The sequence below is a fragment of the Rheinheimera sp. UJ51 genome, from assembly GCF_020819615.1.
In the GTDB taxonomy this organism is placed as follows: Bacteria; Pseudomonadota; Gammaproteobacteria; order Enterobacterales; family Alteromonadaceae; genus Alishewanella; species Alishewanella maricola.
Window position 1 is genome coordinate 66,783 of record NZ_JAJHOG010000009.1, and the last position, 26,037, is coordinate 92,819.

Annotated in this window: 27 protein-coding genes; 8 read left to right on the top strand and 19 right to left on the bottom strand. The window is 47.4% G+C overall.

What is annotated here, in order from left to right:
- The first annotated feature begins 1 nt into the window (after nt 1).
- Both nlpI and LMJ53_RS12115 read left to right on the top strand, forming a co-directional pair.
- Nucleotides 2-898, top strand: a complete 897-nt coding sequence (gene nlpI / locus LMJ53_RS12110; RefSeq protein ID WP_229586351.1) for a lipoprotein NlpI — start codon at nt 2-4, stop codon at nt 896-898.
- The gene (locus LMJ53_RS12115; RefSeq protein WP_229586353.1) at nt 876-2,081 is read left to right on the top strand and encodes a hypothetical protein; all 1,206 of its coding nucleotides are present in this window, start codon (nt 876-878) and stop codon (nt 2,079-2,081) included. Before nlpI ends, LMJ53_RS12115 begins: the two co-directional genes overlap by 23 nt.
- On the opposite strand, the gene LMJ53_RS12120 is transcribed toward LMJ53_RS12115, so the two are convergent.
- The 14 genes from LMJ53_RS12120 to leuS form a co-directional block, all read right to left on the bottom strand.
- Nucleotides 2,078-2,440 carry a PilZ domain-containing protein gene (locus tag LMJ53_RS12120; RefSeq protein WP_229586355.1) on the bottom strand — a complete coding sequence of 121 codons (363 nt, stop codon included), beginning with the start codon at nt 2,438-2,440 and terminating at the stop codon, nt 2,078-2,080. The two genes, LMJ53_RS12115 and LMJ53_RS12120, sit on opposite strands and share 4 nt — an antisense overlap.
- Nucleotides 2,441-2,645: 205 nt before the next feature.
- Nucleotides 2,646-3,623 carry a lipoyl synthase gene (gene lipA / locus LMJ53_RS12125; RefSeq protein WP_229586357.1) on the bottom strand — a complete coding sequence of 326 codons (978 nt, stop codon included), beginning with the start codon at nt 3,621-3,623 and terminating at the stop codon, nt 2,646-2,648.
- Between the two features lies 1 nt (nt 3,624).
- Nucleotides 3,625-4,278, bottom strand: coding sequence for a lipoyl(octanoyl) transferase LipB (lipB, locus tag LMJ53_RS12130; RefSeq protein ID WP_324295608.1), 654 nt, complete (start codon nt 4,276-4,278; stop codon nt 3,625-3,627).
- A gap of 77 nt (nt 4,279-4,355) precedes the next feature.
- Nucleotides 4,356-4,637: a DUF493 family protein YbeD gene (gene ybeD / locus LMJ53_RS12135; protein WP_226751225.1), complete on the bottom strand. Its 282-nt coding sequence runs from the start codon at nt 4,635-4,637 to the stop codon at nt 4,356-4,358.
- Nucleotides 4,638-4,721: 84 nt separating this feature from the next.
- The gene (locus LMJ53_RS12140) at nt 4,722-5,885 is read right to left on the bottom strand and encodes a serine hydrolase (protein WP_229586359.1); all 1,164 of its coding nucleotides are present in this window, start codon (nt 5,883-5,885) and stop codon (nt 4,722-4,724) included.
- 39 nt (nt 5,886-5,924) lie between these two features.
- Nucleotides 5,925-6,785 carry a septal ring lytic transglycosylase RlpA family protein gene (locus tag LMJ53_RS12145; protein ID WP_229586361.1) on the bottom strand — a complete coding sequence of 287 codons (861 nt, stop codon included), beginning with the start codon at nt 6,783-6,785 and terminating at the stop codon, nt 5,925-5,927.
- Between the two features lies 1 nt (nt 6,786).
- Entirely contained in the window at nt 6,787-7,908 is a 1,122-nt protein-coding gene (gene rodA, locus LMJ53_RS12150) for a rod shape-determining protein RodA (protein ID WP_229586363.1), read from the bottom strand.
- Nucleotides 7,901-9,772 (bottom strand): penicillin-binding protein 2, encoded by a 1,872-nt coding sequence (gene mrdA / locus LMJ53_RS12155; RefSeq protein WP_229586365.1) that lies wholly within the window; start codon nt 9,770-9,772, stop codon nt 7,901-7,903. Before mrdA ends, rodA begins: the two co-directional genes overlap by 8 nt.
- Nucleotides 9,773-9,774: 2 nt before the next feature.
- A complete protein-coding gene (rlmH, locus tag LMJ53_RS12160) occupies nt 9,775-10,245 on the bottom strand; it encodes a 23S rRNA (pseudouridine(1915)-N(3))-methyltransferase RlmH (RefSeq protein WP_226751230.1) in 471 nt (156 codons plus the stop codon).
- A 6-nt stretch (nt 10,246-10,251) separates the two neighbouring features.
- Complete coding sequence (rsfS, locus tag LMJ53_RS12165) at nt 10,252-10,572, bottom strand: ribosome silencing factor (protein WP_226751231.1); 321 nt, start codon at nt 10,570-10,572, stop codon at nt 10,252-10,254.
- Between the two features lie 63 nt (nt 10,573-10,635).
- Nucleotides 10,636-11,274, bottom strand: a complete 639-nt coding sequence (gene nadD / locus LMJ53_RS12170) for a nicotinate-nucleotide adenylyltransferase (protein ID WP_229586367.1) — start codon at nt 11,272-11,274, stop codon at nt 10,636-10,638.
- Nucleotides 11,264-12,304, bottom strand: a complete 1,041-nt coding sequence (holA, locus tag LMJ53_RS12175; RefSeq protein ID WP_229586369.1) for a DNA polymerase III subunit delta — start codon at nt 12,302-12,304, stop codon at nt 11,264-11,266. The genes nadD and holA overlap by 11 nt, the downstream gene beginning before the upstream one ends.
- Nucleotides 12,304-12,717 carry an LPS assembly lipoprotein LptE gene (lptE, locus tag LMJ53_RS12180; RefSeq protein WP_229586371.1) on the bottom strand — a complete coding sequence of 138 codons (414 nt, stop codon included), beginning with the start codon at nt 12,715-12,717 and terminating at the stop codon, nt 12,304-12,306. Before lptE ends, holA begins: the two co-directional genes overlap by 1 nt.
- A gap of 64 nt (nt 12,718-12,781) precedes the next feature.
- Complete coding sequence (gene leuS / locus LMJ53_RS12185; protein WP_229586373.1) at nt 12,782-15,367, bottom strand: leucine--tRNA ligase; 2,586 nt, start codon at nt 15,365-15,367, stop codon at nt 12,782-12,784.
- A 152-nt stretch (nt 15,368-15,519) separates the two neighbouring features.
- Here leuS and LMJ53_RS12190 point away from each other — a divergent pair, with 152 nt between their 5' ends.
- From LMJ53_RS12190 to LMJ53_RS12215, 6 genes are all read left to right on the top strand, one after another.
- A complete protein-coding gene (locus LMJ53_RS12190; RefSeq protein WP_229586375.1) occupies nt 15,520-15,984 on the top strand; it encodes a zinc ribbon-containing protein in 465 nt (154 codons plus the stop codon).
- A gap of 241 nt (nt 15,985-16,225) precedes the next feature.
- Nucleotides 16,226-17,710 carry a SulP family inorganic anion transporter gene (locus tag LMJ53_RS12195; RefSeq protein WP_229586376.1) on the top strand — a complete coding sequence of 495 codons (1,485 nt, stop codon included), beginning with the start codon at nt 16,226-16,228 and terminating at the stop codon, nt 17,708-17,710.
- A 13-nt stretch (nt 17,711-17,723) separates the two neighbouring features.
- On the top strand, nt 17,724-18,572 hold the full coding sequence (locus LMJ53_RS12200) for a universal stress protein (RefSeq protein WP_229586378.1): 849 nt from the start codon (nt 17,724-17,726) through the stop codon (nt 18,570-18,572).
- A 167-nt stretch (nt 18,573-18,739) separates the two neighbouring features.
- Nucleotides 18,740-20,191 (top strand): sodium:proton antiporter NhaD, encoded by a 1,452-nt coding sequence (nhaD, locus tag LMJ53_RS12205; protein WP_229586380.1) that lies wholly within the window; start codon nt 18,740-18,742, stop codon nt 20,189-20,191.
- A 56-nt stretch (nt 20,192-20,247) separates the two neighbouring features.
- Complete coding sequence (locus LMJ53_RS12210) at nt 20,248-20,598, top strand: putative quinol monooxygenase (RefSeq protein WP_229586382.1); 351 nt, start codon at nt 20,248-20,250, stop codon at nt 20,596-20,598.
- On the top strand, nt 20,543-20,992 hold the full coding sequence (locus LMJ53_RS12215) for a DCC1-like thiol-disulfide oxidoreductase family protein (RefSeq protein WP_229586384.1): 450 nt from the start codon (nt 20,543-20,545) through the stop codon (nt 20,990-20,992). The genes LMJ53_RS12210 and LMJ53_RS12215 overlap by 56 nt, the downstream gene beginning before the upstream one ends.
- Here the strand turns inward: LMJ53_RS12215 and LMJ53_RS12220 are convergent, their stop codons facing one another.
- The 5 genes from LMJ53_RS12220 to LMJ53_RS12240 form a co-directional block, all read right to left on the bottom strand.
- Nucleotides 20,993-21,949 carry a hypothetical protein gene (locus LMJ53_RS12220; protein WP_229586386.1) on the bottom strand — a complete coding sequence of 319 codons (957 nt, stop codon included), beginning with the start codon at nt 21,947-21,949 and terminating at the stop codon, nt 20,993-20,995.
- Between the two features lie 1,043 nt (nt 21,950-22,992).
- Entirely contained in the window at nt 22,993-23,754 is a 762-nt protein-coding gene (locus LMJ53_RS12225; protein ID WP_229586388.1) for a DNA-binding domain-containing protein, read from the bottom strand.
- A complete protein-coding gene (locus tag LMJ53_RS12230; protein WP_229586476.1) occupies nt 23,751-24,596 on the bottom strand; it encodes a DUF692 domain-containing protein in 846 nt (281 codons plus the stop codon). The genes LMJ53_RS12225 and LMJ53_RS12230 overlap by 4 nt, the downstream gene beginning before the upstream one ends.
- A gap of 7 nt (nt 24,597-24,603) precedes the next feature.
- Nucleotides 24,604-25,158, bottom strand: coding sequence for a hypothetical protein (locus LMJ53_RS12235; protein WP_229586390.1), 555 nt, complete (start codon nt 25,156-25,158; stop codon nt 24,604-24,606).
- 149 nt (nt 25,159-25,307) lie between these two features.
- The gene (locus LMJ53_RS12240; protein ID WP_229586392.1) at nt 25,308-26,030 is read right to left on the bottom strand and encodes a cytochrome c biogenesis CcdA family protein; all 723 of its coding nucleotides are present in this window, start codon (nt 26,028-26,030) and stop codon (nt 25,308-25,310) included.
- Nucleotides 26,031-26,037 lie beyond the last annotated feature (7 nt).

The window sequence follows — 26,037 nt, forward strand, 5'->3', positions numbered from 1 at the left end:
CGTGAAAAGAGTGCTCTTACCGCTAGCCCTGATCACGGGGCTAATGAGCTTAGCAGGTTGCGCTCAGCAACCTGCAGTCACTATGCAACAAGCTTGGCTAACACCAGAGCCTTTGCCAGTGCCTTATCGTAATGAACTGGCCATTGCCCGTTTAACGGAAATTCTACAACGGGCTGAGCTGACTGATGAACAAAGTGCCCAGTTGTTTTATGACCGTGGCGTGATGTACGACAGCGTTGGTTTGCGTTCGTTGGCGCGTTTAGACTTTATGCGTGCTTTGCGTTTTAAGCCTGACATGGCCGATGCCTATAATTTTATGGGTATTCATTACACGCTTAGCGGTAATTTTGATCAGGCGTATGAAGCTTTTGATTCTACGCTTGAGTTAGCGCCGGATTATGATTTTGCTTATCTTAATCGCGCTATCGCCTTTTATTACGCAGGCCGTAATGACCTTGCGCAAGCTGATTTTCAACAGTTTTTGCAAGCGAAGCCTGACGACCCTTACCGGATTTTATGGCGCTATATTGGCTTTGCCGAAACCGATGCAACTGCTGCACTAGCCAGTTTAACGGCGCAACTTGCTCGCTTAGAACCCACAGATTGGAGTACCAATTTGGTACGCTTTTATGCGGGCCAACTCAGTGAAGAAGCGTTATTGCAAAGCATGTTGCAAGATGTCAGCGATCGTAAACAGTTAGCGGAACGCCTATGTGAAAGCTACTTTTACTTAGCGAAATGGCATCAAGCCCAGGGTAATAATGCCCAAGCGATGATCTATTACCATCAAGCCTTGGCAACCAATGTTTATGAGTTTGTTGAACATCGTTATGCACGATTAGAAATGGCGCGCCTTCGTGGTGAAGCACTCAGTGATGCCCAAGTTGATCTTAACTAAGTTAAGTCAGTTCCTGAAAAAAAGCCGGCTTGCTGGCTTTTTTGTTTTTCTATGCCTGTTGGGTTGTCAGCCGTCGTCGCCGACAACCGAGCAACAATTACTGGCCAAAGCGCAAACCGATGCCGTAGCGGCCCGCACTGTGGCTCAGCAGCGCTTAGCAAGCAACGAGTTAGAAGCCTCGCTGCAGTGGTGGCGCCATGCTGCTAAGCTGGGCGCGAGCGATGCCTTTTTACATGCTATTCAATTGCAGCAGCGACTTGAAGGGCCTTTAGCCACCGCGCATTGGTTGCAACAGCAGTTAGTAGAGCAACCCCACTTAACCGCAGAATTACCGAACAGTATCTTGTTGGAGTTAGGCTTATGGCCAGAAAGCTCGCGTCGTATGTCTGTTGCTTGGCAAAGCCCGGCAGATTGTCGTTTAACGCTGCAACCGGTTGTGACGCAAGCCGAGGGCGAACGTAGCTGGCACAGCCTGCAGCAAGCTTGGCAGGCTGATCCGCAATTGGCGAGTTTGCCGGTGTGTTTTAAGCCGTTGCTGCGTATTACCAGCACCGCCTTAAATTGTTCAGAGGTAAGGGCTGCTAGAATACACTGTGATTATCAAGCGTTAAGCGATGCCGTGTTAGCGGGTGATTTTCAGCAGTTACTCGTGATCGCGGGGCGCGGCGTGGCCAGTTACAACAACGGTATTGTGCAGTTACCGGCACAAGCTAATTTAGCCTTACTACGCCATGAGTTTCTGCATATTGCCGGTTTTTTAGATGAGTATGCGCTGTCAGCGCTCAGTGCGCGTGCGGTGTGTCGGGCGGGTCGTTTAGCGCCGAATTTGTTGATCGGAAATAGCCCTGAGCTGGTTGCCCGTTATCAACAGCAATATGGCATTGATAACCGTACTGATTTAGCGCTTACACCGGTAGACACTTGTCGCGCGGTGAATATGCAGGCTTATCGACCGATCGCGGCGCTTAACCCAATGCGCCATCTTGAGGCGCCATTACCGCCGTTCTATTGGCAGCTGTTACAGCAGCAATTAGCACAGTCGGAGCAATTAATGCCCGTACAATATTATTTTGCATTTTTAGCGCGGCAACAACAGGCGTGGCAGCACTGGCAAAGCTATATGCAAGCGGCGGCCGCCTTTGGTTATCCGGCCGCGATTGCGGCATTACAGGTGGAAGGTTAGTCGAGATCACTCAGCTCAGCTAATTCACGGCTTAATAGCTCAGGATCACCAAGATTCAATTCTAATAAACGCCGCAGATGGCTGATGCTATCAATATCAATCTTTGTGCAATGTAGCCCTAAGTAATCGGCATGCTCGTGTGCAATGGTGACTTGCATGGTCAGTACTTCGGTCGAGCCACTTAATTGCAACTGCAGTAACATGGGCTCAGTCGTGTTTGGCAAGGGCTCGCTAGGTTTTTTGACCAAAGCACCTTTTAAAGATAGGTCAAAAATCTCGGTAGGATAGCGTTTACCTGCAGCTGCTAAAAAGGCTTCGCTAAAAAATCTCACACGCTTGTTATGCCGTTGCTCCATCATACCCACCTTTTAATTAGTTACTTTAAGCTTAAACCATCAGCGGCTATAACGGAAATCGCTTTGTATAATTTAATCAGGCTCTGTCGATTTTAATAAGGCAGTTAATAAGCGAGAGATCGGTTGTCGCAACAGGCTTCAGATGGTGTAAAAGCTTTTTAGCAAAACGCCGCGATAAACGCGGCGTTTTTACCAAGCAAAACCTTACTTAGATTTTATGACTAAGAATATCTTCACCTGCTGCTTGGCGATCAGCATGATAGCTTGAACGTACAAAAGGACCGCAGGCGGCATGTTTAAAACCGATGCTGTCGGCAAAGGTTTTGATTTCATCAAACTCGGCCGGTGGCATATAACGTTTTACCGGTAAATGGTGTTTGCTTGGCTGTAAGTACTGACCTACGGTTAGCATATCGACGTTGTGTTCACGCAGATCACGCAGTACTTCTAGCAATTCTTCTGTGGTTTCACCTAAACCCACCATCAAGCCAGATTTAGTCGCTACGTTCGGGTGCGCTTCTTTAAAGCGCTTTAACAGCTGCAGTGACCATTTGTAATCGGCACCCGGGCGAGCCAGTTTATAGAGGCGTGGCGCCGTTTCCAGGTTGTGGTTAAACACATCCGGTGGGCTTTTGCTTAAGATGTCTAATGCCACATCCATCCGACCACGGAAATCGGGTACCAATACTTCAATTTTGATCTCGGGGTTGTACTTACGGATGGCATCGATACAATCCGCAAAATGCTGTGCACCCCCATCGCGTAAATCATCGCGATCGACTGAGGTAATCACCACATATTTTAATTTCATATCGCGAATGGTTAGGCCGAGTTTTTCTGGCTCTTCGGCGCTCGGTGGTAATGGCCGACCGTGCGCGACATCACAAAATGGGCAACGACGGGTACAGATAGCACCCAAGATCATAAAGGTTGCCGTACCATGATTAAAACACTCAGAGAGGTTAGGGCATGATGCCTCCTCACAGACCGAATGCAAACCGTGTTTGCGTAATGCCCCTTTAATTTCGTCGATACGTTCAGAGCTTTTCGGTAATTTGATTTTTAGCCAGTCAGGCTTGCGTAGCATTTCTGCTCGCTCGGTGGGTAACACTTTAACAGGGATCAGCGCCATTTTTTCGGCATCGCGCAATTTAACGCCGGGTTCCATACGTGCTGTTTTGGTCATATTAATTTTCTAACCCCGTTTTGAACACTGGTACCGTAATGGCCAAGTGCTGTTGAAATAATTCTGCGATCAGTTTACTCGCTTCGGCGATGCTTTGTGGTCCACCCAGATCAGCGCTACGGATCATTTGCATGCCGGCATACCCACAAGGATTAATACGTTGAAAGGGGGTTAAGTCCATATCAACATTCAGTGCTAAGCCGTGAAAGGTGCAACCCTTGCGCACGCGTAAGCCTAATGAAGCAATTTTAGCCCCATCGACATAGACGCCAGGCGCATCCGCTTTAGCCGCGGCATTAATCTGGTAGCGCTGTAGCAGTTCGATCAATATTTGCTCTAGCATGGTCACTAGGTTTCTGACACCAAGCTGACGCCGCTTGATATCTAACAAGACATAAACCACTAACTGGCCAGGGCCATGATAAGTAACTTGACCGCCGCGATCGACTTTAACCACCGGAATATCGCCTGGAAATAACAGATGTTCTTCTTTCCCTGCTTGGCCTTGTGTAAATACCGGCTGATGTTGCAATAGCCAAATTTCATCGGGTGTGTCGCTATGCCGATTATCGGTAAATTGCTGCATCTGTTGCCAGATGTGAGTGTAATCTTGTAGTCCTAAATCACGGATCACAAGTTGTTCATTGACAGACACGGCTAACTCCGTAAAAAACTGGCTGCATTATAATGAATTATCTGGCTAATACGAACTTTATGGCATGTTTAGCTGCTTTACAGGACGTAACGAACCAGTTCAATTTTGCCAAGTTCGGTGTACAGCAATTCAATATGTTCTTTACTGGTTACCGTGACTTTTACCGAGACGGAATGATAATTACCTTTGGCGCTAGGTTTAACCAATGGGCTGTAATCGGTGGCCTCAGTATGTTGCTGGATCACCATCATCACATCGTCAACCAAACGGCTTTCTGCAATCCCTAGCACTTTAAAATTAAATTGGCAGGGGAATTCCAGATACTCATCAAATTTGGTGTTTTTTACTTCAGTAACCATTTTGTTGTCTCTTTTGCATTGTCATAGGCATTTTAACAAAAAATCCCGACAGCTGCCGGGACTCTTTTCTTGCCGCACCTAGACTTAGTTGAATTTCATTTTAACGTAGTCAACTAACCGACTGAAAAAACCACCTTGTTCAACGGTTTCCAGTGCAACCAGCGGGTAGATAGCCACATCTTGCTCTGCTACCTGCACATATAACTTACCGACTACTTGTCCCGCAGATATGGGGGCAACCAGCTGCTGATCCAAGCGCACTTCGGCTTTTAAACTTTTACGCTGCCCGCGTGGCAACGTAATGCTGTTGGTTTTAGCTAAACCCAGCGCAATGCTTTCTTTGCTGCCTTGCCATATACGTTGTTCACTGATTTTTTCACCAGCCTGATAAGGGGCAAAGGTTTCAAAAAAGCGAAAGCCATAAGTTAACAGTTTTTTGTTTTCTGCGGCACGAGCACGCTCGTTGGCCGTACCCATCACCACAGAGACTAAGCGCATATCTTCACGCACCGCTGAGGTGATCAGGCTATAACCGGCTTCTTTGGTATAACCGGTTTTAATACCGTCGACTTCTAAACTGCGATCCCACAACAAGGAGTTACGGTTTGATTGACGGATATTGTTATAACTAAATTCTTTTTCAGAATACAGCGCATACAAATCAGGTACATCACGAATTAACGCTTGTGATAACAAAGACATATCACGAGGCGTGGTGTATTGGTCTTCTAAATGCAGGCCGTGGCTATTACTAAAACGGCTGTTGTTCATACCCAAACGTTCAGCATGGGCATTCATTAAATCAACAAAAGCGCCTTCGGTACCGGCAATATGCTCAGCCATCGCCACACAAGCATCATTACCAGATTGGATCATGATACCGCGGCTTAAATCAGCAACGGAGACCTGAGTACCCACTTCAATAAACATTAATGATGAACCCGGGAAGTTTTTCGACCAGGCGCGCTCGCTGATGGTGACCATATCATCAAGGCTGATATTGCCTTGTTTTAATTCCATGCCGATAACGTATATCGTCATCATTTTGGTTAAGCTGGCAGGGGCTAAAGACATATCGGCGTTTTCTTCCGACAGTACAGTACCCGTATGATAATCAATAAGAATATGGCCTTTGGCAGCAACCGTTGGCGCTTGTGGCGTCACCGTTTGTGCTGTTAATGAGGCAGTAAAACAAAGGCTGCTAATAGCCAGCGTAGCGGCAGTAATAAATTGTGGGTAACTAGTCATGGCACCTGTTCTTTGAGTTGGGTTTCCGGGTTACACATCTTAGCCGCATTGGCGGCCATCGATAAAAAAGGCTTCCGGGTAACTTGCTGACCGGAAACGGTTAAGCCAGTTTTGCGCTAATTGCAGATCAGCGGTTGGGCCAACTAACAGTCGATATAAGCCATTACCGGCTCGTACTTCGGTAGGCACAGACCATTGTTTAGCTACCTGCTGCTGTAATTGTATCGCCTTGTTGTTATCACTGCTGGCAAACAGTTGAATATAACATTGGCGGTTAAGCACAATACCTGTGCTGATCGCACTGCTTGATTGTTGCGCCAGCATCGCCGGCGATTTTAACAACTCAAGCTTAACCCTTGCTGTACCGCGCTGCAACATGCCTATTTTATAAGCAGCGGAATAAGACAAATCAATCACACGGTCTTGATGAAATGGGCCACGATCATTCACTCGAACAATGGCACTTTGTTTCGTGTCTAAATTAGTGACTCTAACATAAGAGGGTAAGGGCAGCGTTTTATGTGCGGCGGTCATGGCAAACATATTATAAGTTTCACCATTTGACGTGTAATGACCATGAAACTTGTTGCCGTACCAAGAGGCAATGCCGATCTCTTCATGTTCGGTGGCTTGTGCCATCGGCAAGTAATCGATGCCAAAAATGTTGTACGGTTTATTCCCCCCGCGGCTTAATGGTTCCGCATTGGGGGTGGGATCGGTCATTTCTAATAGCGTCGGTAACCTATCGGGTTTGCTGTCGCTATCTTGCTGATAACGGCCGGCATTCGGCGACATTTGTTTTTCAATGCCGGATTGATTGGATGGCGGCGATTTGCTGCTACAAGCATTGAGCAGCAAGCTGCTTAATATTATTAAACTAACTAGGCGAATAGTGTTCATATTAGGTCTTGGCTATACTACGTTTATGCGTACTAACGGACATGATAATACCGAATGCGGCCATCATGGTTACCATGGATGTTCCACCGTAACTCACCAGTGGTAAAGGCACGCCGACTACGGGCAACAGACCTGACACCATACCGATATTTACAAAGACATAAACAAAGAAGGTGAGGGTAAAGCTGCCTGCGACTAACTTACTGTAATTATCCTGTGCGCGGGCTGCGATTAGCAAGCCCCGGCCAATAATAAAAAGATAGATGGCTAACAACACTAAAACGCCAATTAAACCAAACTCTTCACTGAGTACTGAGAAGATAAAGTCAGTATGGCGCTCGGGTAAGAATTCCAGTTGCGACTGGGTTCCTTGCATCCAGCCTTTACCATCCACACCGCCAGAGCCAATCGCGATTTTTGACTGGATAATATGATAACCCGAACCGAGCGGATCGCTTTCGGGGTTGATAAAAGTCAGTACGCGCTTACGTTGATAATCATGCATTAAAAATAGCCACATCACTGGGGCAAAAGCCGAGATCAGGGCCGCAATAAAACCGATCAATCGCCAGCTCATACCGGCCATAAACAACACAAAAATGCCCGCGGTAGCAATCAGAATAGAAGTGCCGAGATCCGGTTGTTTCGCGATCAGTAGTGTAGGGATCAAACACATCAGAAAACCCACCAGCAAATGATGCAATCGTGGGGGTAAGTTATGCGAGGAAATAAACCAAGCAATAGCCATTGGCACTGCCAGCTTCATAATTTCTGAAGGCTGAAACTTCATAAAACCCAAATCAAGCCAACGTTGCGCACCTTTACCCACGTGGCCAAACAACAACACACAAACCAATAGAATGGTGCCGAAGATAAATAATGGAAATGACCAGCGCCGAATAGTTTGAGGGTTAATTTGTGCAAATGCGATCATCACGGTTAAGGCTAAGCCAAGCCGAATTAACTGACCTTCTAGCATACCTTCGTTTTGCCCTGAGGCGCTGTAAAGTACAATCAAGCCGTAGCACATTAAGGTCAGCAAACCTAACAGTAACGGCGTATCAATATGAAAAAAAGCCAATTTACTGATGCGATTAGGTGGATTCACTAAACTATTATTCATCGTTATTATTCACCTCAGCGCTAAAATAATAGTCGAGCATTTGCCTCGCAATGGGCGCTGCGGTAGAGCCACCACCACCGGTATTTTCTACTGTTACTGCAATCACGATAGTGGGAGCATCCGCAGGGGCATAACCAATATACATGGCATTATCGCGCAGCCTTTCGTCTAACTTACTCGCATCGTATTTCGCATCTTGCGCGATGCTAACGACCTGGGCAGTACCGGTTTTCCCCCCTGAGGTATAGGTGGCACCTTTAAAAGCATTAAAAGCCGTACCTTTTTGCGTGGCAACGGTTTGCTGCATGGCATCGCGTACCACTTGCCAATTACGAGGGTTCACAACCTGCATCACCTCTTGTGGTGTAGTGTCGATCGATTCTGTGCCCAAATCATTGCTAAGTTCCCGCACAATATGTGGTGTGGGCTGTAGGCCATTATTGAGCAGTACGGCAGTCGACACTAATAGCTGTAGCGGTGTGATGGTCCAATATCCTTGGCCGATACTGATGGCCACGGTATCACCATGGTACCAAGGTTGGTTATGCCGGGCGCGTTTCCAACCGCGAGAGGGCATTATGGTGTTTGATTCTTCATGAATATCAATACCACTTTTTTCGCCAAAGCCCATCTTTTGCATATAGTCAGATACCCGATCAATACCTAACTTAACGCCCATGTCATAGAAAAAAGTATCACAGCTTTCGACTATCGCGGTATAGACATCGACCCAGCCGTGGCCCCAACGTTTCCAGTCGCGATAGCGATGTTCTACGCCGGGTAATTGAAAGAAACCCGGATCCCAAATGCGCGTGTTGGCTGAAATCGTATTGGTTTCAAGCCCGAGTAGTGCTAAATGCGGTTTGATGGTTGAGGCTGGCGGATAGACACCTTGGGTAACACGGTTAATCAGCGGCCGATCGGCTGAGTTGAGCAAAGCATTATAGTTTTTACTGCTAATGCCATGCACAAATAAATTCGGATCGTAACTTGGGTTACTGTAAAAGGCTAAAATAGCGCCATCGCGCGGATCCATCGCCACAATGGCGCCACGTTTTTCGAGTAAAATTTGTTGTGCGGTTAATTGCAAGCCAACATCGATATTCAGCTTAATGTTTTTACCTGAGCTTGCGGGGACAGAGCGTAGCACGCGGATCAGTCGCCCACGGTTATTCACTTCGACTTCTTGATACCCCATCACGCCGTGCAATTCCGTTTCGTAAAAGCGCTCTAAGCCGATTTTACCGATATCACGAGATGCAGCATAATTGGCCAGTTGCTCGTTTTCTTCTAACTGTTTTAAATCATTGGTATTAATGCGGCCGATATAACCGAGTGCGTGGGTAAATAAATCGCCAAAAGGATAATAGCGGCTTAAGCGGGCTTCAACGGTCACCCCAGGTAAGCGGTGCAGGTTAACTGAGATGCGCGCCACTTCTTCGTCATTTAATTGCTCTTTTAAGGCAATGCTATTAAATCGACGTTGTTGGCGAACCTCTTTTAAAAAATTCGTTTGTTGCTCTTCACTGATCTCAATTAAGGCACTGAGTTCTTGCAGTGTGGTCGGCATATCACTGATTTGCTCGGGCACTAGCTCTAACGAGAATACCGGGCGGTTTTCTGCCAATAAGATGCCATTGCGATCGGTGATTAATCCGCGATTGGGTGCCAGCGGTAATACTTTAATGCGGTTGCCTTCTGAGCGCGTTTGGTAAGCTTGATAGGAGGTGACTTGCAAGTGATACATATTGACCACGATCACCGCGAACATCAGCACCACAAACACCATAGCAAACACGGCTCGATGATTAAACAAGCGATGTTCAGCTTCGACATCCTGCATGGCCACGCGTTTTTTTAACATGCTTACTCGCGATGATAAGGGTGGTTGGTACTGATACTCCAAGCGCGGTACAAGGCTTCCGCCATAACCACACGCACCATGGGATGGGGCATGGTTAGTGCCGACAATGACCACTTGGCTTCACTGGCATCGATACAGGCAGGAGACAGACCTTCAGGTCCGCCGATCAGAAAACAAACATCTCGGCCATCATGTTGCCATTCTTGTAGTTTGCCCGACAACTGCGGGCTACTCCAGTTGGCACCGGTAACCTCTAAGGTCACAATCCGACTACCTTTAGGCACGGCAGCCAGCATTTTTTCACCTTCGAGTTCTAAAATACGTTTGATATCCGCGTTTTTACCACGCTTGCCGGCACTGATCTCAATTAATTCAAAAGGCATATCACGCGGAAAGCGCCGCGCATACTCCTCAAAGCCGCTTTGCACCCAACTCGGCATTTTGGTGCCAACGGCAATCAGGATTAACTTCATACTAAGTTAACCGCCCCAGAGTTTTTCCAGTTGATAAAAGTTACGGCTTTCTTCCAACATAACATGGACGACAACATCTCCAAGATCGAGCAGCACCCATTCGCCTGATGCTTCACCTTCTATGCCTAATGGCTGCACGTCGATTTTTTTCACTTCGGCGGCCAAGTAACCAGCAATAGACTTGGTATGGCGGCTAGAAGTTCCTGAACAAATTACCATAAATTCAGTGACGCTTGATTTACCGCGTACATCTAACGTGACAATGTCACGGGCTTTCATATCGTCGATTTTGTCAGTAACAAAAGCAACCAGTTCGTTTGTTTGCACCCTTGATCCTCAGTAGCAATGAAAAAGCGGCATTTTACCACATTTTATCCAGGTAAACAGAACTCAACAGCCATAGAGTGCATGTTGACGAATATATTCTAGAACTTGGGCAGGTAACATGGCTTGCACACGACGATCACTGGCAAGTTGTTGTCTGACAAAGGTGGCGCTTTCGTAAAAATCAGGGTTATCTAAAAGTAAAATTTTTCCGGCATCCTGTTGTTGCAGCTGGCTCAGCGTGGCGCCATAGCGTGCGAGCAACATGGGGGCATCACCTTGATCGGCGCTGTAGCCTGGGCGGCGACAAACAATTAAATGCGCCAGTTCGAGGATTTGCAGCCATTGATGCCATTTCGTGAAATACTGTAAAGAATCCATGCCAATAATAAACGCCAGCGTGGTATCGGGTTGCTGTTGTTTCAACGCTCTTAAGCTATCGACGGTGTAACTTGGGCTAGTGCGGTTGAGCTCTAAGCGCTCCAGACGCATAGTCGGTTCGTTAGCAATAGCCAACTTTACCATAGCGGCCCGTTGTTCACTGCTCACGCCGGGGGTCGCACGATGCGGCGGTAAATGGCAAGGCATCAGCGCTAATTGCTTTAAAGCACAATGTTCAACAACGTAGCGGGCACAAGCCAGATGGCCTCGATGGATCGGATCGAAAGTGCCACCAAAGATACCGAGTAGGGGCTTAGTCATCATGCTGCTGCAAAGAGAAAGTGCGTGACAGTGGATGACAGAATAAGGTGGCCAGATGGGCCAGCGCCAAACTGGGATCGCTCATTTTGCCGGCTTTATATAAACGATCAAAGGCGGCCAGTTCTTGCAGTAAATAATCTTGCCAGCGCAGCGTCAGCCTTTTAATCGCTTGCAGATATAAAGGTTGGCGTTTTGGCCAAATAGCGAGTTGTTTAAACATGGCGCTAGTATGACCATTTTGCTGTGCTACCGAGAGTTGGCGTAACTGCAGTAACTCTTTTTGTAATTGCCAGGCAATAATCACTGGCTCGGTATCTTGATCGAGCAGCCGAGTTAAGCGATGTAAGGCATCGGCACTGTGCCCTGTTAGCAAAGCATCGACCAATTGAAATACGGTATAGCTGGAGTGGTCAGCTAAAAAGCGACTAAATTGCTCGGCATCAATCCGTTCATGGGGATGGGTAAGGCAAAGCTTTTCTAATTCCTGGCGCGCAGCCAGTAAATTACCCGCACAATGTTGTTGTAATAATTGCAGGGCGTCACTGGTCAGTTGCAGATTTAACTGTTGGGATCGTTGTTGTAACCATTGCCGCTGCTGCCGCTCATCTAAAGCATATATCGGCACTTGTACTGCGCTGTTCTGCAGTTGTTTAAACCAAACCAGTTTACTCACTTCACTGTGATTACGATTGCCATGCACCACTAAAATAATATCAGGGTGCAATTGTGCCGCGAGCTGTTTTAAGGCGTCATTGGCCGCAGCCGCTAATTTATTTTGCGCCAGTTCAAGCTCAATCAGTCGGCGCTCGGCAAACAGCGACATCGCGCTTAATTCATTTTGTAAATCTTGCCAATCAAATTGCGCATCGGCACTAAAGCTCAAGCGTTCTAAATAGCCTTGCTGTTTAGCGGCAAGACGGATTTGCTCGATGGCTTCGAGTTTTTGCAGTGGCTCTTCACCAAACAACAAATAACAGGGTGCGAGACCCTGTTGCAGTTGTGCTGGCAGTTGATTCGCGTAGAGTTTTTGCATTAGCCCAAACGCGCAAGCTGACGAATAATCCGGTTAGCCGCTTGTTGTCTAAGCTCTTTAAGCAGCAGCTCAAGCTCTTGCGCTTTGGCTAAAGCCTGATTCGGATCGTCTTGATAATCGCGGAACAGTTCAAACTGATATTTTTGTGGTTCTTGATCCGGTAGTTGGATCTGATACTCCACTTTGTAGATCAGTTCGTATTCGGCAACCTGACCATTGGCAAACAGCGATAGGGTTCGACGCTCAAGCGTGTCTTGCTGTAACACCAATGATGGCCGATTGCTTTGATAGCTGCTCAGCAGTTCAACGTCGTTTTGTTGAAAACGCTGATTAAGCAAAGCGGCTAACTCTGAATGCGCATCACTTTGCAGGTAAATGGCCGGAAATTGACTTAACGGCAAGTTACCGCGCAAGTGAAAACCGCAGCCCGTGAGCAGACTTGCGACGAAGCAAAGGCACAGCAGACGGGCCAACATATTACGCTACCACCAAGTTAAGTAACTTACCGGGAACGTAAATGATTTTACGCGTTTCGCCTTCCGCTAAGTAACGTTGCACATTGTCATCTAATTTTGCCATCTCGAGCACTTGCTGTTGGCTGGCATCGGCAGGCACGGTGATTTTGGCCCGTACTTTACCGTTAATTTGTACTACAACCAGCTTTTCATCTTCAACCAGAGCCGCGTTATCAACTTGTGGCCAAGTGGCTTGCTCAATAGCTTGCTGATGGCCCAACTGCGCCCACAAGTATTGTGCAACATGAGGGGTGATCGGGTTAAGCAGTTGTAATAATGCAGTACAAGCTTCGCGCATGACGGCGCGGTCTAGCGGGCTGGCTAAACTGGCTTTTTGTAATTTATTGGTCAGTTCCATTACCGCTGCAATTGCCGTGTTAAAGGTATAACGGCGGCCGATATCATCGGTCACTTTGGCAATGGTTTTATGCAGTTCACGGCGCAGTAATTTTTGTTGGTCGTTCAACGCACTGATCTCTAATGCACCCGGTTCACCTGCCGCTTGCACATCGCTGATTAAGCTGTAAACCCGTTTAATAAAACGGTGTGCGCCTTCAACGGCCGAATCAGACCATTCTAACGTTTGCTCTGGCGGGGCGGTAAACATCATAAATAAGCGCACGGTATCGGCACCATATTGGTCGATCACTTTTTGCGGATCGATGCCATTGTTTTTCGACTTTGACATCTTGCTCATACCAGCAGATAACACGGGCAGGCCATCGGCTTTTAGTGTCGACTGAATGATCCGGCCTTTTTCATCCCGCTCAATGTGCACATCTTGCGGTGAGAACCAGATTTGGCCGCCATTTTCAGCTTCGCGGTAAAAGGTTTCAGCCAGAACCATACCTTGACATAACAGGCGTTTGAAAGGCTCATCACACTGCACTAAGCCAACGTCACGCAACAGTTTATGGAAGAAACGCGCATACAATAAATGCAGGATAGCGTGTTCGATACCGCCAATGTATTGATCGACGGGCAGCCAGTAGTTGGCTTTTGCAGGATCAAGCATGGCTTGATCGTAATCAGGGCTGCAATAGCGGGCGTAATACCAGCTTGATTCCATAAAGGTATCGAAGGTATCGGTTTCATGAAACGCAACTTGACCCTGATAATCGGTTTTTGCCCACTCGGCGTCAGCTTTGATGGGTGAGGTCACACCATTCATTACCACGTCTTCGGGCAAAATAACCGGTAAACGATCGGCCGGCACCGGCACAACAGAACCGTCTTCTAGGTTCAGCATCGGGATCGGTGTGCCCCAATAACGTTGCCGTGACACACCCCAATCACGCAAGCGATAGTTAACCTTAACATCACCCTTACCCAGGGTGGCTAACTTGGCAGCAATGGCGTTAAAGGCGTCTTGAAACGCTAAACCATCAAACTCGGCTGAGTTTACCAAAATGCCTTTTTCAGTATAGGCTTGGCTGTTTAGATCGGTCACACTGCCATCGGCAGCCGTGACAACTTGTTTAATCGGCAGTTGATACTTGCTGGCAAATTCATAATCGCGCTGATCATGCCCCGGCACTGCCATGACAGCCCCTGAACCGTAGTCCATTAAAACAAAGTTAGCGACCCATACCGGGACTTGCTCGCCCGTTAACGGATGTATCGCGAAAATACCGGTAGCGCAGCCTTTTTTCTCCATGGTTGCGAGTTCGGCTTCGGCCATCTTGCCGCCTTTGATTTCGTCAATAAAGGCTGCCAGGGTGCTATTAGTTTTAGCGGCTTGCTGCGCTAAAGGATGCTGTGCCGCCACGGCCACGTAGGTAACGCCGTAAAGGGTGTCTGGGCGCGTGGTGTAAACTTCTAATTCACCGTCTTGACCGGCAATGTCAAAACGAATATTGATGCCTTCAGAACGACCAATCCAGTTTTTCTGCATGGTGCGTACTTGCTCTGGCCATTCGGTCAGTTGCTCTAAATCTGCTAATAACTCTTCTGCATATTCGGTAATGCGGATAAACCACTGAGCCAGTTCGCGTTGCTCAACCAGCGCGCCTGAGCGCCAACCGCGACCATCAATAACTTGTTCGTTAGCCAACACACATTGATCAACGGGATCCCAGTTAACCGTGGCCATTTTTTTGTAAACTAAACCTTTTTCATACAGCTTGGTAAAAAACCATTGTTCCCAGCGGTAGTAATCCGGTTTACAGGTCGCCACTTCGCGATCCCAGTCGTAGCCAAAACCTAACCGCTTCAGCTGCGTTTTCATATAATCAATATTTTCGTACGTCCACTTAGCCGGCGCCGTTTTATGGTTAATCGCGGCATTTTCGGCCGGTAAACCAAACGCATCCCAACCCATAGGCTGCATGACGTTTTTACCTTGCATCCGCTGAAAACGGCTGACAACATCGCCGATGGTATAGTTACGCACATGGCCCATATGCAAACGGCCACTGGGATAAGGAAACATCGAGAGACAGTAAAACTTTTCTTTATTAGGATCTTCCGTTACTTTAAAGGCGTTAGTGTCTTGCCACTGTTGTTGCAGGGTGGTCTCAATTTGCTGAGGATTATATTGCTGTTGCATTTACGTCTTCCAGAAAAGTCTTAGTGCGGGCCTGAGCGGTTGCAGTTCGCAAGGTTCGGGCAAAATTCGCTATAGCATACCTTAGGCGGGTTTTGACAACAATAAGCAGCATCTTGTCTATACTTGATTTAACGCGCTAAAAGGAGTTTGAAATGGCTGAATTTAAAAAGAAGTACCAACAATGGCTGGCCGAGCTAACCGACACCCTTGAGCAGGCCGGTCAACGTCAGCTCGATAATATGCTGGAGTTCAGTGAAATATTGCAGGCCTATCTGAAAGCCGGTAAGGATCTCAGTGCTTATGAAAGCCAATTGTTTGTCGAAACACTGAAACAACAATGGCAAGCGGCGAATACGGCGGAGCAGGCGCCATCGATGTGGAGCGAGGAATTATGGCAGCAACTTAGCCAAATTACTGATCGCACTCAGGTCGAATGGGTTGAACTGTTAGAAGATTTCAATCATCAAGGTGTTTATTATCAAGGGGAATATGTTGGCATGGGCCGCTATCGTTGTAGCGAGTGTCAGCAGAGTATTGATTACACTCACCCAGCTGAATTGCTGTGTTGTGCCACGTGTGGTGGTGTGCAATTTTTCCGAGATGGCTTGCCAGTTTAACCCGTATGGTCATGCCATAGCCTTTAACGGCAAAAAACTGTACAATCTCGCCCCTATTTTAATCTTGAGCTGCGTGTTACACGGGGCGAGTGAACGAGGATAGACCGGTGTAACACTGATCAATTGAAGCTAAGCAGCGCTAATCTGCTGTTTCAACATTAAAGCTCGCCTTAGGTGGCGCGACATTGTTACAACAGACAATTTAGTCTGTTCCCTCTTATTACTTCTGTTGGATATTTCTATGCTAAGTTCAATTCGTCAAAACTGGTTTTCGAACACCAGAGGCGATGTGTTATCAGCGTTAGTGGTTGCACTGGCTCTAATCCCTGAGGCGATCGCCTTTTCTATCATTGCCGGTGTGGATCCTAAAGTCGGTTTGTATGCTTCTTTTTGTATTGCGGTAATAACGGCTTTTGCCGGCGGTCGTCCAGCGATGATTTCTGCAGCGACCGGTGCCATGGCACTGTTAATGATTACCTTGGTGCGTGAGCATGGTTTGGAATATTTGCTGGCCGCCACCTTATTAACGGGTGTACTGCAAATTGCCTTTGGCCTGTGTAAGTTAGGTGAGTTGATGCGCTTTGTCTCGCGCTCGGTGGTGACCGGTTTTGTGAATGCCTTAGCTATTCTTATTTTTATGGCACAACTTCCTGAGCTGACTGGCGAGCATGGCACCACCTTGGTATACGGCATGACTGCGCTGGGCTTGGCGATTATTTATTTGTTTCCTTACGTTACCAAGACCATTCCCTCGCCATTAGTTTGTATCGTGGTATTAACCGCCATTGCCGTGTACTTCGGTTTAGATATTCGTAATGTGGCGGATATGGGCGAACTGCCAGACAGCTTGCCTATTTTCTTATGGCCTGACGTACCGCTAAATATTGATACACTGGTTATTATCTTCCCTTACGCCTTAGCCTTGGCCATAGTCGGTTTATTAGAGTCACTGATGACGGCCACCATCGTCGATGATTTAACCGATACCAGCAGTAACAAAAACCGTGAATGTGTCGGCCAAGGTGTGGCAAACATTGGTTCAGGTTTATTAGGGGGTATGGCCGGTTGTGCGATGATTGGTCAATCCGTTATTAACGTCAAATCAGGTGGCCGTACTCGTTTATCTACCTTGTTGGCAGGTGTTTTCTTATTGATTTTTATCGTATTTCTGAGTGATTATGTTGGCATGATCCCAATGGCAGCCTTAGTGGCGATTATGATTATGGTATCCATTGGTACCTTTAGTTGGGCTTCAGTTAAAGATCTGCAAAAACACCCGAAAAGCTCATCAGTGGTGATGATTGCCACGGTATTGGTGGTGGTATTTACCCATAACTTGGCTTACGGTGTGTTAGTGGGTGTGTTGTTAAGTGCGCTATTCTTCGCTAATAAAGTGGGGCAAATTCTGGCGATTACTGCTGAGTTATCAGCCGATGGTCATCAGCGTACTTACCGTGTTGTTGGCCAAGTGTTCTTTACCTCGGCTGAGCAATTTATTGCCAGTTTCGACTTTAAAGAAGCCATAGAGAAGGTGCAGATTGATGTTAGCCGCGCGCATTTTTGGGATATTACCGCCATAAGCTCTTTAGACAAGGTGGTACTCAAATTCCGCCGTGAAGGGACTGAAGTCGAGTTGCTGGGCTTAAATGCTGCCAGTGCGACACTGGTTGATAAATTTGCGGTACATAATCGTCCTGATGCCATAGAAAAGTTGATGGGTCATTAACAGGAGTAATTCCATGACACAATTTGTTATCGCTTGTATCGATCCTTCGCCGTATGCTGAAGCCGTTTGTGATTATGCCGTCTGGGCCGCCAAACAACTGCAAGCCCCCTTAACGATGTTGCATGCCATTGATAAAGCGCAGCATACGCAAACGCCTGATCTGAGTGGCAGTATTGGTTTAGGTTCGCAAGAAGTGTTATTGCAGCAATTAGCTGAGTTAGATGAAAAACACAGTAAGTTAGCACTAGAGCGTGGCCGTTTAATGTTAGATGCGGCCAAAGCCCGTGCAGAGCAAGCCGGCGTTGCCAGCGTTGATGAACGTTTACGCCATGGCAGCTTAGTCGAGTCGTTAAAAGCAACAGAAGACGACACGCGGCTAGTGGTGATGGGTAAGCGGGGCTTAAGCAGCGCCGATGCACACGGTCAATTGGGCTTACATGTTGAGCAAGTGATCCGCAGTTTGCATCGGCCTATTTTGCTCACCCAACAACACTTTAAAACGCCGCAGCGCATTATGTTAGCGTTTGATGGGAGTGCCACTGCGCAAAAAAGTTTAGACATGCTCGCTGCTAGCCCATTGTGTAAAGGTTTACCGGTGCATTTAGTGTTTGCCGGTATGCCTGAGCAGGCGCCAGCGCTAGACGAAGCCGCAATCTTGCTGCAACAAGCGGGTTTTGAAACGAAAACCGCAGTGGTTGCGGGCGATCCAGAAGAAGTACTGCACCAGTACCAACAAGAGCATCATATTGATTTGTTGATTATGGGCGCTTATGGCCATTCGCGGATCCGTCAGTTTATCGTCGGCAGTACCACGACCGCGATGTTAAGTAAGGCGAAATGCTCGTTACTGATCCTGCGTTAAGGGGTTAGAGATCAAAACCGTTAAGACTAAAAGCTAGCGACAATTTAGCGTGCAGAGCAGAATTAGCTCTGCACGCTATGAAAAAAGGGCGTATCATATGCCCTCAATACCAGCGCTGAGGCGCAGGTAGAGACCCCCCGCATAAATTGACCTAAATAGAAGCCATCATGTTAAACCTCAGATCCCTTTTGGTGTTATTGAGCTGCCTTGCCCTTTACCCATCCACGGCGTTAGCCGAGACAGGACCCATAAATTTAACTGCAAGCCCGATTGGTATTATTGCCTTAGGACTCTTCTTTTTAGCTTATTTACTCGTTATGGCTGAAGAGAAAATTCAATTACGCAAATCGAAACCGGTATTAATTGCTGCTGGTGTTATTTGGGCCATGATTGGCTGGCGCTATATGCAAGCTGGTTTGGCTGTTGAATCGGAATCCGCGTTTCGACATACCTTATTAGAATTTTCAGAGTTAATGCTGTTTTTATTGGTGGCGATGACCTACATCAACGCCCTAGAAGAGCGACGTTTATTCGATGGTTTACGCGCTTGGCTTATTCGCTCTGGCTTTAGCTATCGCACCTTATTTTGGATCAGTGGTATTTTAGCCTTTGGTATCTCTTCTTTTGCCAATAACATGACTACCGCTATGCTGATGTGTGCCGTGGTAATGAAGGTGGCCGAGGGTGACAAGCGTTTTATCAACTTATCTTGCGTGAATATCGTGGTGGCCTCTAATGCCGGTGGTGCTTTTATTCCGTTTGGTGACATTACTACGTTGATGGTGTGGCAGGCGGGTATTATTACGTTTAATGAATTCTTTACCTTGTTTATTCCGGCCGTGGTCAACTTTTTGTTACCTGCGGTCATTATGAGCTTGTTTGTCGAGAAACGCTCGCCTAGCGGCCACTCTGAAGCGGTGGAATTAAAGCGTGGCGCTTTACGTATTATGTGCTTGTTTCTACTCACCATCGCCACCGCGGTGGCCTTTCACTCATACTTCGGTTTACCACCGGTACTTGGCATGATGACGGGTTTAGGATACTTACAGTTTTTCGGTTTCTTTTTACGTAAAACCTTACCAGGTTCTTTGGCTCGCAAAAAGGCCATGGCGGAAAGAGCCGGCGATATCGAACGGATCCGCTCGCTGGGTCAAGTCGTACCTTTTGATGTGTTTAGCCGGGTTGCCCGCGCCGAATGGGACACGTTACTCTTCTTCTACGGGGTAGTGGTATGTGTTGGTGGTTTAGGTTTTATTGGTTACCTCGAGTTATTATCGACGGCACTTTACACTAACTGGGATCCGACATCGGCTAACGTGGTATTAGGCCTGATGTCGGCCGTAGTGGATAACATTCCGGTGATGTTCGCTGTATTAACGATGAACCCTGAGATGTCGCATGGCCATTGGTTGCTGATTACGTTAACGGCGGGGGTAGGCGGTAGTTTATTGTCTATCGGCTCTGCGGCAGGGGTAGCGTTAATGGGCCAAGCCCGGGGTAATTATACTTTTGTTGGTCACTTAAAGTGGGCGCCGGTCATTTTATTGGGCTACGCTGCCAGCGTGATGTGCCATCTGTGGCTTAATGCTGAGTTGTTTACTATTTTCGGTCGGCCTTAATGTTAGCCGCCTCGCCTGATGTCGCGGGCGAGGCGTTTTTTTATAGCGAGTGAGTTATGTCAAAAAAAGTTTATTGTGTGGCACAGTTTCTGCCAAAAGCGGGTAAAGAAGCGGCTTTATTTAAGGTATTACAAAGCCTTGAGCCAAACACGCTGCGTGAGGATGGCTGCTTGCAATACATTGTGACACGTCAAGTAGCCAGCCCCTTTGCCGAAGGTAAAAGCTTCCCTATTGCCTTTAATGAAATTTGGGCGGACATGGCCAGTTTTGAAGCGCATTGTCAGCGTGCCGAAATCAAACATTTCTTTGAAACCTACTGTGTTGCGGCTGATGGGTTAGCCGCAGATTGGAATGTCTGTATTTATACCGATGAACCTGCTGAGTATGACGCACCCCAACTTGGCTGAAGCCGCGCTTGCTGAGTCCGTTTCAAGCTTAGCACTGTTTTATGATGAGGGCTGTCCGGCGTGTCGGTTTTACAGTCGGCGTGTGCGGTTACAAGCTGCGTTGGGGCAATTGCAGCTCATCGATGTAAGAGCTGAACCCCACTATGCACGGTTGTTAGCTAGCGCGGGGTATCAGATTGAGCAGGGGATGGTGCTGCGCGTTGCTGACAGTTGGTATGGCGGTGCGGATGCCTTGCAGATGCTAGCGCTACTCAGTAGCCGTAGTAATGTTTTTAATCGATTTAACTTTTGGTTATTTAAATCGCCACGTCGCGCCAAAGTGTGGTACCCCGTGCTACGCAGTGCCCGTAACAGCTTGCTTTGGCTGTTACGGTTGCCAAAAATTCAGTATTAGCTAGGCCACTTGCTTTTCTGCTAAATGTAACTCCATCATCGCTTTCAACAACCGGAATAAACGAATAGCGGCGTCAATTTCTTCGCGCCGGTTTGTTAAACTTTCAACATTCAAACCCAAGGGTAAATCTAAGGCGGCACAATGTTGCAAAATTTGCTGCAAGTTATCTCGGCAAATTTTAATCGATTCATTCAACGGATTGGCCGCATCTAAAATACGATACTTACTGCCCTCAGGCACAGAAATACCCAGCCACTGCATAAATGTTAAAGTTTGCTCACCGCCACAGGGGGTAAAGGTCAAAATAATGCGTTTGGGGCTGATACCTTGTTGCTTACAGCTTCTGGCATAGCTGGTAAGTAAATCAATAGTGGCTTGCGCGTTATACACCGCTTGCGAAATAAAGAACTGACAACCTTGTGCCGATTTCTCAATCAGTCGCAAATGTTCGTTGCCTTTTTTAGCATGGCGCTCAGCAATGGCCACACCGCCTAAATGAAACTGGGCATCGTGTGCGGCTAACTGCTGATAAGCTTCTGGCAAGCTGAGTTTGATATCACCATTAGAGGAGGGGCTACCCACTAACACAAGATTACGTAAAGCATATTGCTGCTCTGTTTCGGTTAGCCAGGTATTAAATTCAGCCGCATCACGTTGTGCCACACTTTTATAGGTGATCACATCTTGTTGTGCGAGTTCACGTAACAATACGCTGTAATCACGGGGATCTAAGGTACTGTGAAAAGGAAAAGGCCGCTCTGCAGCTACACGGCTGCTTTCATCTTGAATATCATAAACAATTAACCCGTCGTACTCGATTTCGTTTAAACGGGCCAACAGCTTTTTAGCGATACGTGTGGTTTTTTCGATATCCGTGCCGGCTTTTGGCGGTGTGGTGCCAATCAAATAGACACCCTGTGCCGGATCAGTGATTTTTTGCTGTAAGGATAATGCCATGATACTTATACCCCAAATTGCGATACCGTTAGTATACACCTATCTGGACGTCTGGCCATCTAAATTTTTGGTTTTTTAATCTGTTAATCCCATTACACTGCGAAGGTTTGTATTTACGTTTTGTATCTGACAGCGAAGTTTGCAGCTTGCAAAACGTTAAGCGCTGCGTAAAGCTTCGGCTGGAGCACGCTGTATATACCTCCTTGTACGCTCCTCTTTTTCATCCCTGAAAAAGACGTCTTAAGCCAACGTTTACTTCGCTATTAACTCGTCCAGCATCAATCCGAAGTGTTTGTGCTTTTAATCCCATTACGTTGCAAGCCGGGCAACCTGGCACGGCCAAGGTTTTAAGACGAGGGGTGTTTGAGTGAGGCACGGTAGTGCCGAACGAGTTACCTCGTCGCCTTGGTCAGGTTAGGTTGAGCCGGGCTTTCGCCGCAACGTAGGGCATTTTCTTTGGATACTTTCTTTTGGCGACGCAAAAGAAAGTATCTCGCCAACAGCGAAAAGGTTAAGCTCTGCGTAGTGATATCTTGGTTTCTGACCTCGAAGCTTGCAGCTTGCAAAACGTTAAACGCTCCGAAAAGCTTCGGCTGGAGCACGCTGTATATACCTCCTTGTACGCTCATCTTTTTCATCCCTGAAAAAGACGTCTCCGGCCAAAGTTTATTTCGCGGTTAACTCGCTAAGCTTCAATCCGATCCTTTCAGGGGCATGGACTAAACATTAAAAACCTAATCGACAGCATGCTGTTAAGTTAAGCGAGTATTGCTATAAATTCCCCCTTTGCAGCGAGCCGACTGAACATCGTTGGCCAAGGTTTTAAGAAAACGGGTGTTTGAGTGCGGCGACGGTAGCGCCGCGCGAGTTACGTTTTCGCCTTGGACAGCGCATGAGCAGTTGGGCTTTCGAGCGGAAGTGGGGTCGCATTTTCTTTGGATACTTTCTTTTGGCGACACAAAAGAAAGTATCTCGCCAACGGCGAAAAGGTTAAGCGCTGCGTAAAGCTTCGGCTGGAGAAGCTTGCCGGTAACGAAGCTTGCTCAAACTTGCTCGATGTCTGGAGCACGCACAATTGCGCCAGCCGCTGCCCATTGCTGCAATAACGGCAAGGCCGCTGCCGTTAATTGCGCTGGGCTAAGTTGCGGCAGCATTGGAGCAAGCTGCTGAATATGCTCGGATAGGGGCTGACCGGGTTGTTGTTGGATATTATTTAATAGCAATAAGGTAGCCTGATTTAAACTGACAAAAATCACCTCATCAGCCAAATCGCGATAGATCAAAAAACACTGTAGCTCACCTGGCGTGCTCGGTTGAAAGTCTTTACTAATTTGCTGTACCGGAAATTGGTAGGCGCTCAGTAGTGCCAGTTCTGACAAGGCCAATGCTGCCGTGCTGACGTCATCTGCAGCAAGTGGTTCAACCGCTTGGGTGGCTTTGACGGTGCCGACATAGAGTTCTGCCCATTCATAATGCGCCAGCTCAGCCAGAAAAGGCGGATCCTCGGCGGTCAATGTGTATTGTTGTAAAAAACTGACAAATTGCTCGGCGATATGCAAAAAATAAGGTGAGTGACAGGCATAGTCACGAAAAAATGCGGTTTGTAACGCCAGCCAGGCTTTAGCTGGGTACAGGCTGTGTAATACCGGGAAGGCATTATCAATAAAGCCGCGCACATTATTAAAAAACAATTCTTGGTAAACCTGCAAGCGCTCAGGCGCTAAGGTTGCTACGGCACTAGGTGGTTTATCAGGATTGCGGATCGCCTTGGCAAAATCTCGTTGCATTTGAGCTAACTGGCTCATGAGGCTTGCCGCTCTAATTGACGCTGTGCGTGTTGCAACTGCTTGATATAACGAAGCTCCTGACAAAGCTGCGGCATGGCCGGTACGTTAAAATCACGTTCATATAAAGTGGGTTTTACACCATGGTGTTGATAAGCCGCTTGCAGCAGTTGCCATACTGGATCGGGCACATCGGCGCCATGGGTATCAATTAATAGGTTTGCTGTTTGCTGGTAGTGCCCGGCAACATGATAGTAGGCAATGCGCTCGGTTGGCATCGCTTGTAAAAAGGTGTTGGCGTCATAACCATGATTAACCGCATTAACGTAAATGTTATTCACATCCAGTAACAGCTGACAATCGGCTTCTTCTAATACCGCCTGTAAAAACTGTTGCTCGCTTAATTGCTGATCGGGTGCAATATAGTAGGAGACATTCTCTAAGATCAGCGGGCGCTCTAAAATATCTTGCACCTGCTGGATGCGGCCAGAGACATAATGGATGGCTTCTTCAGTAAAAGGGATTGGCATTAAATCGTACAGATGGCCATCGGCAGAGCAATAACTCAAGTGCTCGCTATACTGCAAAATCTGATGTTCATCCAAAAACTGTTTTACCTGTTTAACAAAGGCCACATCTAAGGGATCGGGGCTGGCAATCGATAGCGATAAGCCATGACAAAAAAACGGATACTGTTCGGTTAAGCGCCGAAAATCGCGTTGCAGTTTGCCACCGTAAGGTAACCAGTTTTCTGGCGCCACTTCAAAGAAATCAATGTCTGCCGGTTTTTGCTGAAGCAATTCCGGCAGCATTTCACGGCGCAGGCCAAGGCCCGCGCTGTGCTTGTCGAGTGACAAGGGCATGAGTGACTTAGATAGAGCCACACTTACCTTCGCCACATTTCATTTCTTTGGCTTTATCACTGGCTTTTTTCTTGGCATCCATGGCTTTATCAGCACCCGCCGCTTTCGCTGCGTCGGCTTTATCATGGGCGTGTGCTTTCATCTCTGCGCCACACTTGCCTTCACCACACTTCATTTCTTTGGCTTTGTCGGCCGCGGCTTTTTTCATGTCGCCACCACATTTGCCTTCACCACATTTCATTTCTTTGGCTTTATCAGCAGCGGCTTTTTTCATGTCTTCGCCACATTTACCTTCGCCACACTTCATTTCTTTGGCTTTATCGGCAGCGGCTTTTTTCATGTCTTCGCCACACTTGCCTTCTCCGCACTTCATTTCTTGCGCTTTATCTTTAAGTTTAACCTTTACGCCTGTGCCGGTTTCGGTGTGATTGTGCAGTTGATAGGCCATGGTCAGTTGTTGTGCTTGAAACGGGTTATTGTTCGTTTCGGCATTTACAGTAGCTGAACCCAGTGCTAAAGCACCTAGGGCTAGGGTAAGTTGTGTTTTGGTTAAGCTGTTCATGTGAGATCCTTGTTGTTTGTTGCATCAGCGCCCGTTGCGGCACTTTTTACCGCCACTCTGTTTTGTCTTAGCCTAAACAGAAGCGGGTTATCTGTAAAGTATAGCTTGTTCGTGTCTCAATGGCTTTGCTGCGACACGATTCAAACCGATTAATAGGTGGTAATTAAATTTAACCAGGTGTCAGGCAGGTTATCCGTAGCCCAAATCAGTATCATTTGATCGGCTCCCGTTAAGATCAGTAGACCCACCAACAATAAACTGTAGCCAAGAACTTGCCGTGCTTTTTCTCCACCAGCGGCGATTTTGGGTAAAAAACGTCGAGCGGAACCGGCAAACAGATAAGCGATAGCAATTAGCGGCAGTGCGGCGCCAATACCAAACACCAGCATTTGCACGCCCGCATTGACTAAACTACCGGAGTTACCGGCGAGGCCCAATGCCGCACCGAGAATAGGGCCTGCGCATGGGCTCCAAATGGCGCCCAGCATTAAGCCTAACCAAAAGGCACCACCGGGTTTTTGTTCCAAGGTTGTAGCCAGTTGGTCCGCTTTAGCGGCCAAGGGCGCAAAAAAGCCGCTGCTGCCTTGCTTGAACCAAGGCAACACTAAGGCTAAACCAAATAATACCAATAAACTGGCAAACAATGGCCGGGTAACACTATCACTTAGCCCAAGCACACTGCCAAGACCATGCAGCAGCATGCCCATCAAAGCAAAACCAATGGCCAAACCCATACCCGTAAATACGGGAGCCAATTTATGTTTTGCTAAGCCAGAACTGGCCATTACGGGCAGCACCGGCAAAATGCACGGTGATAACGTAATTAACATACCCGCCAGTAATAGCAGTGGTAACAGGCTAAAATCAATCATTAACCGA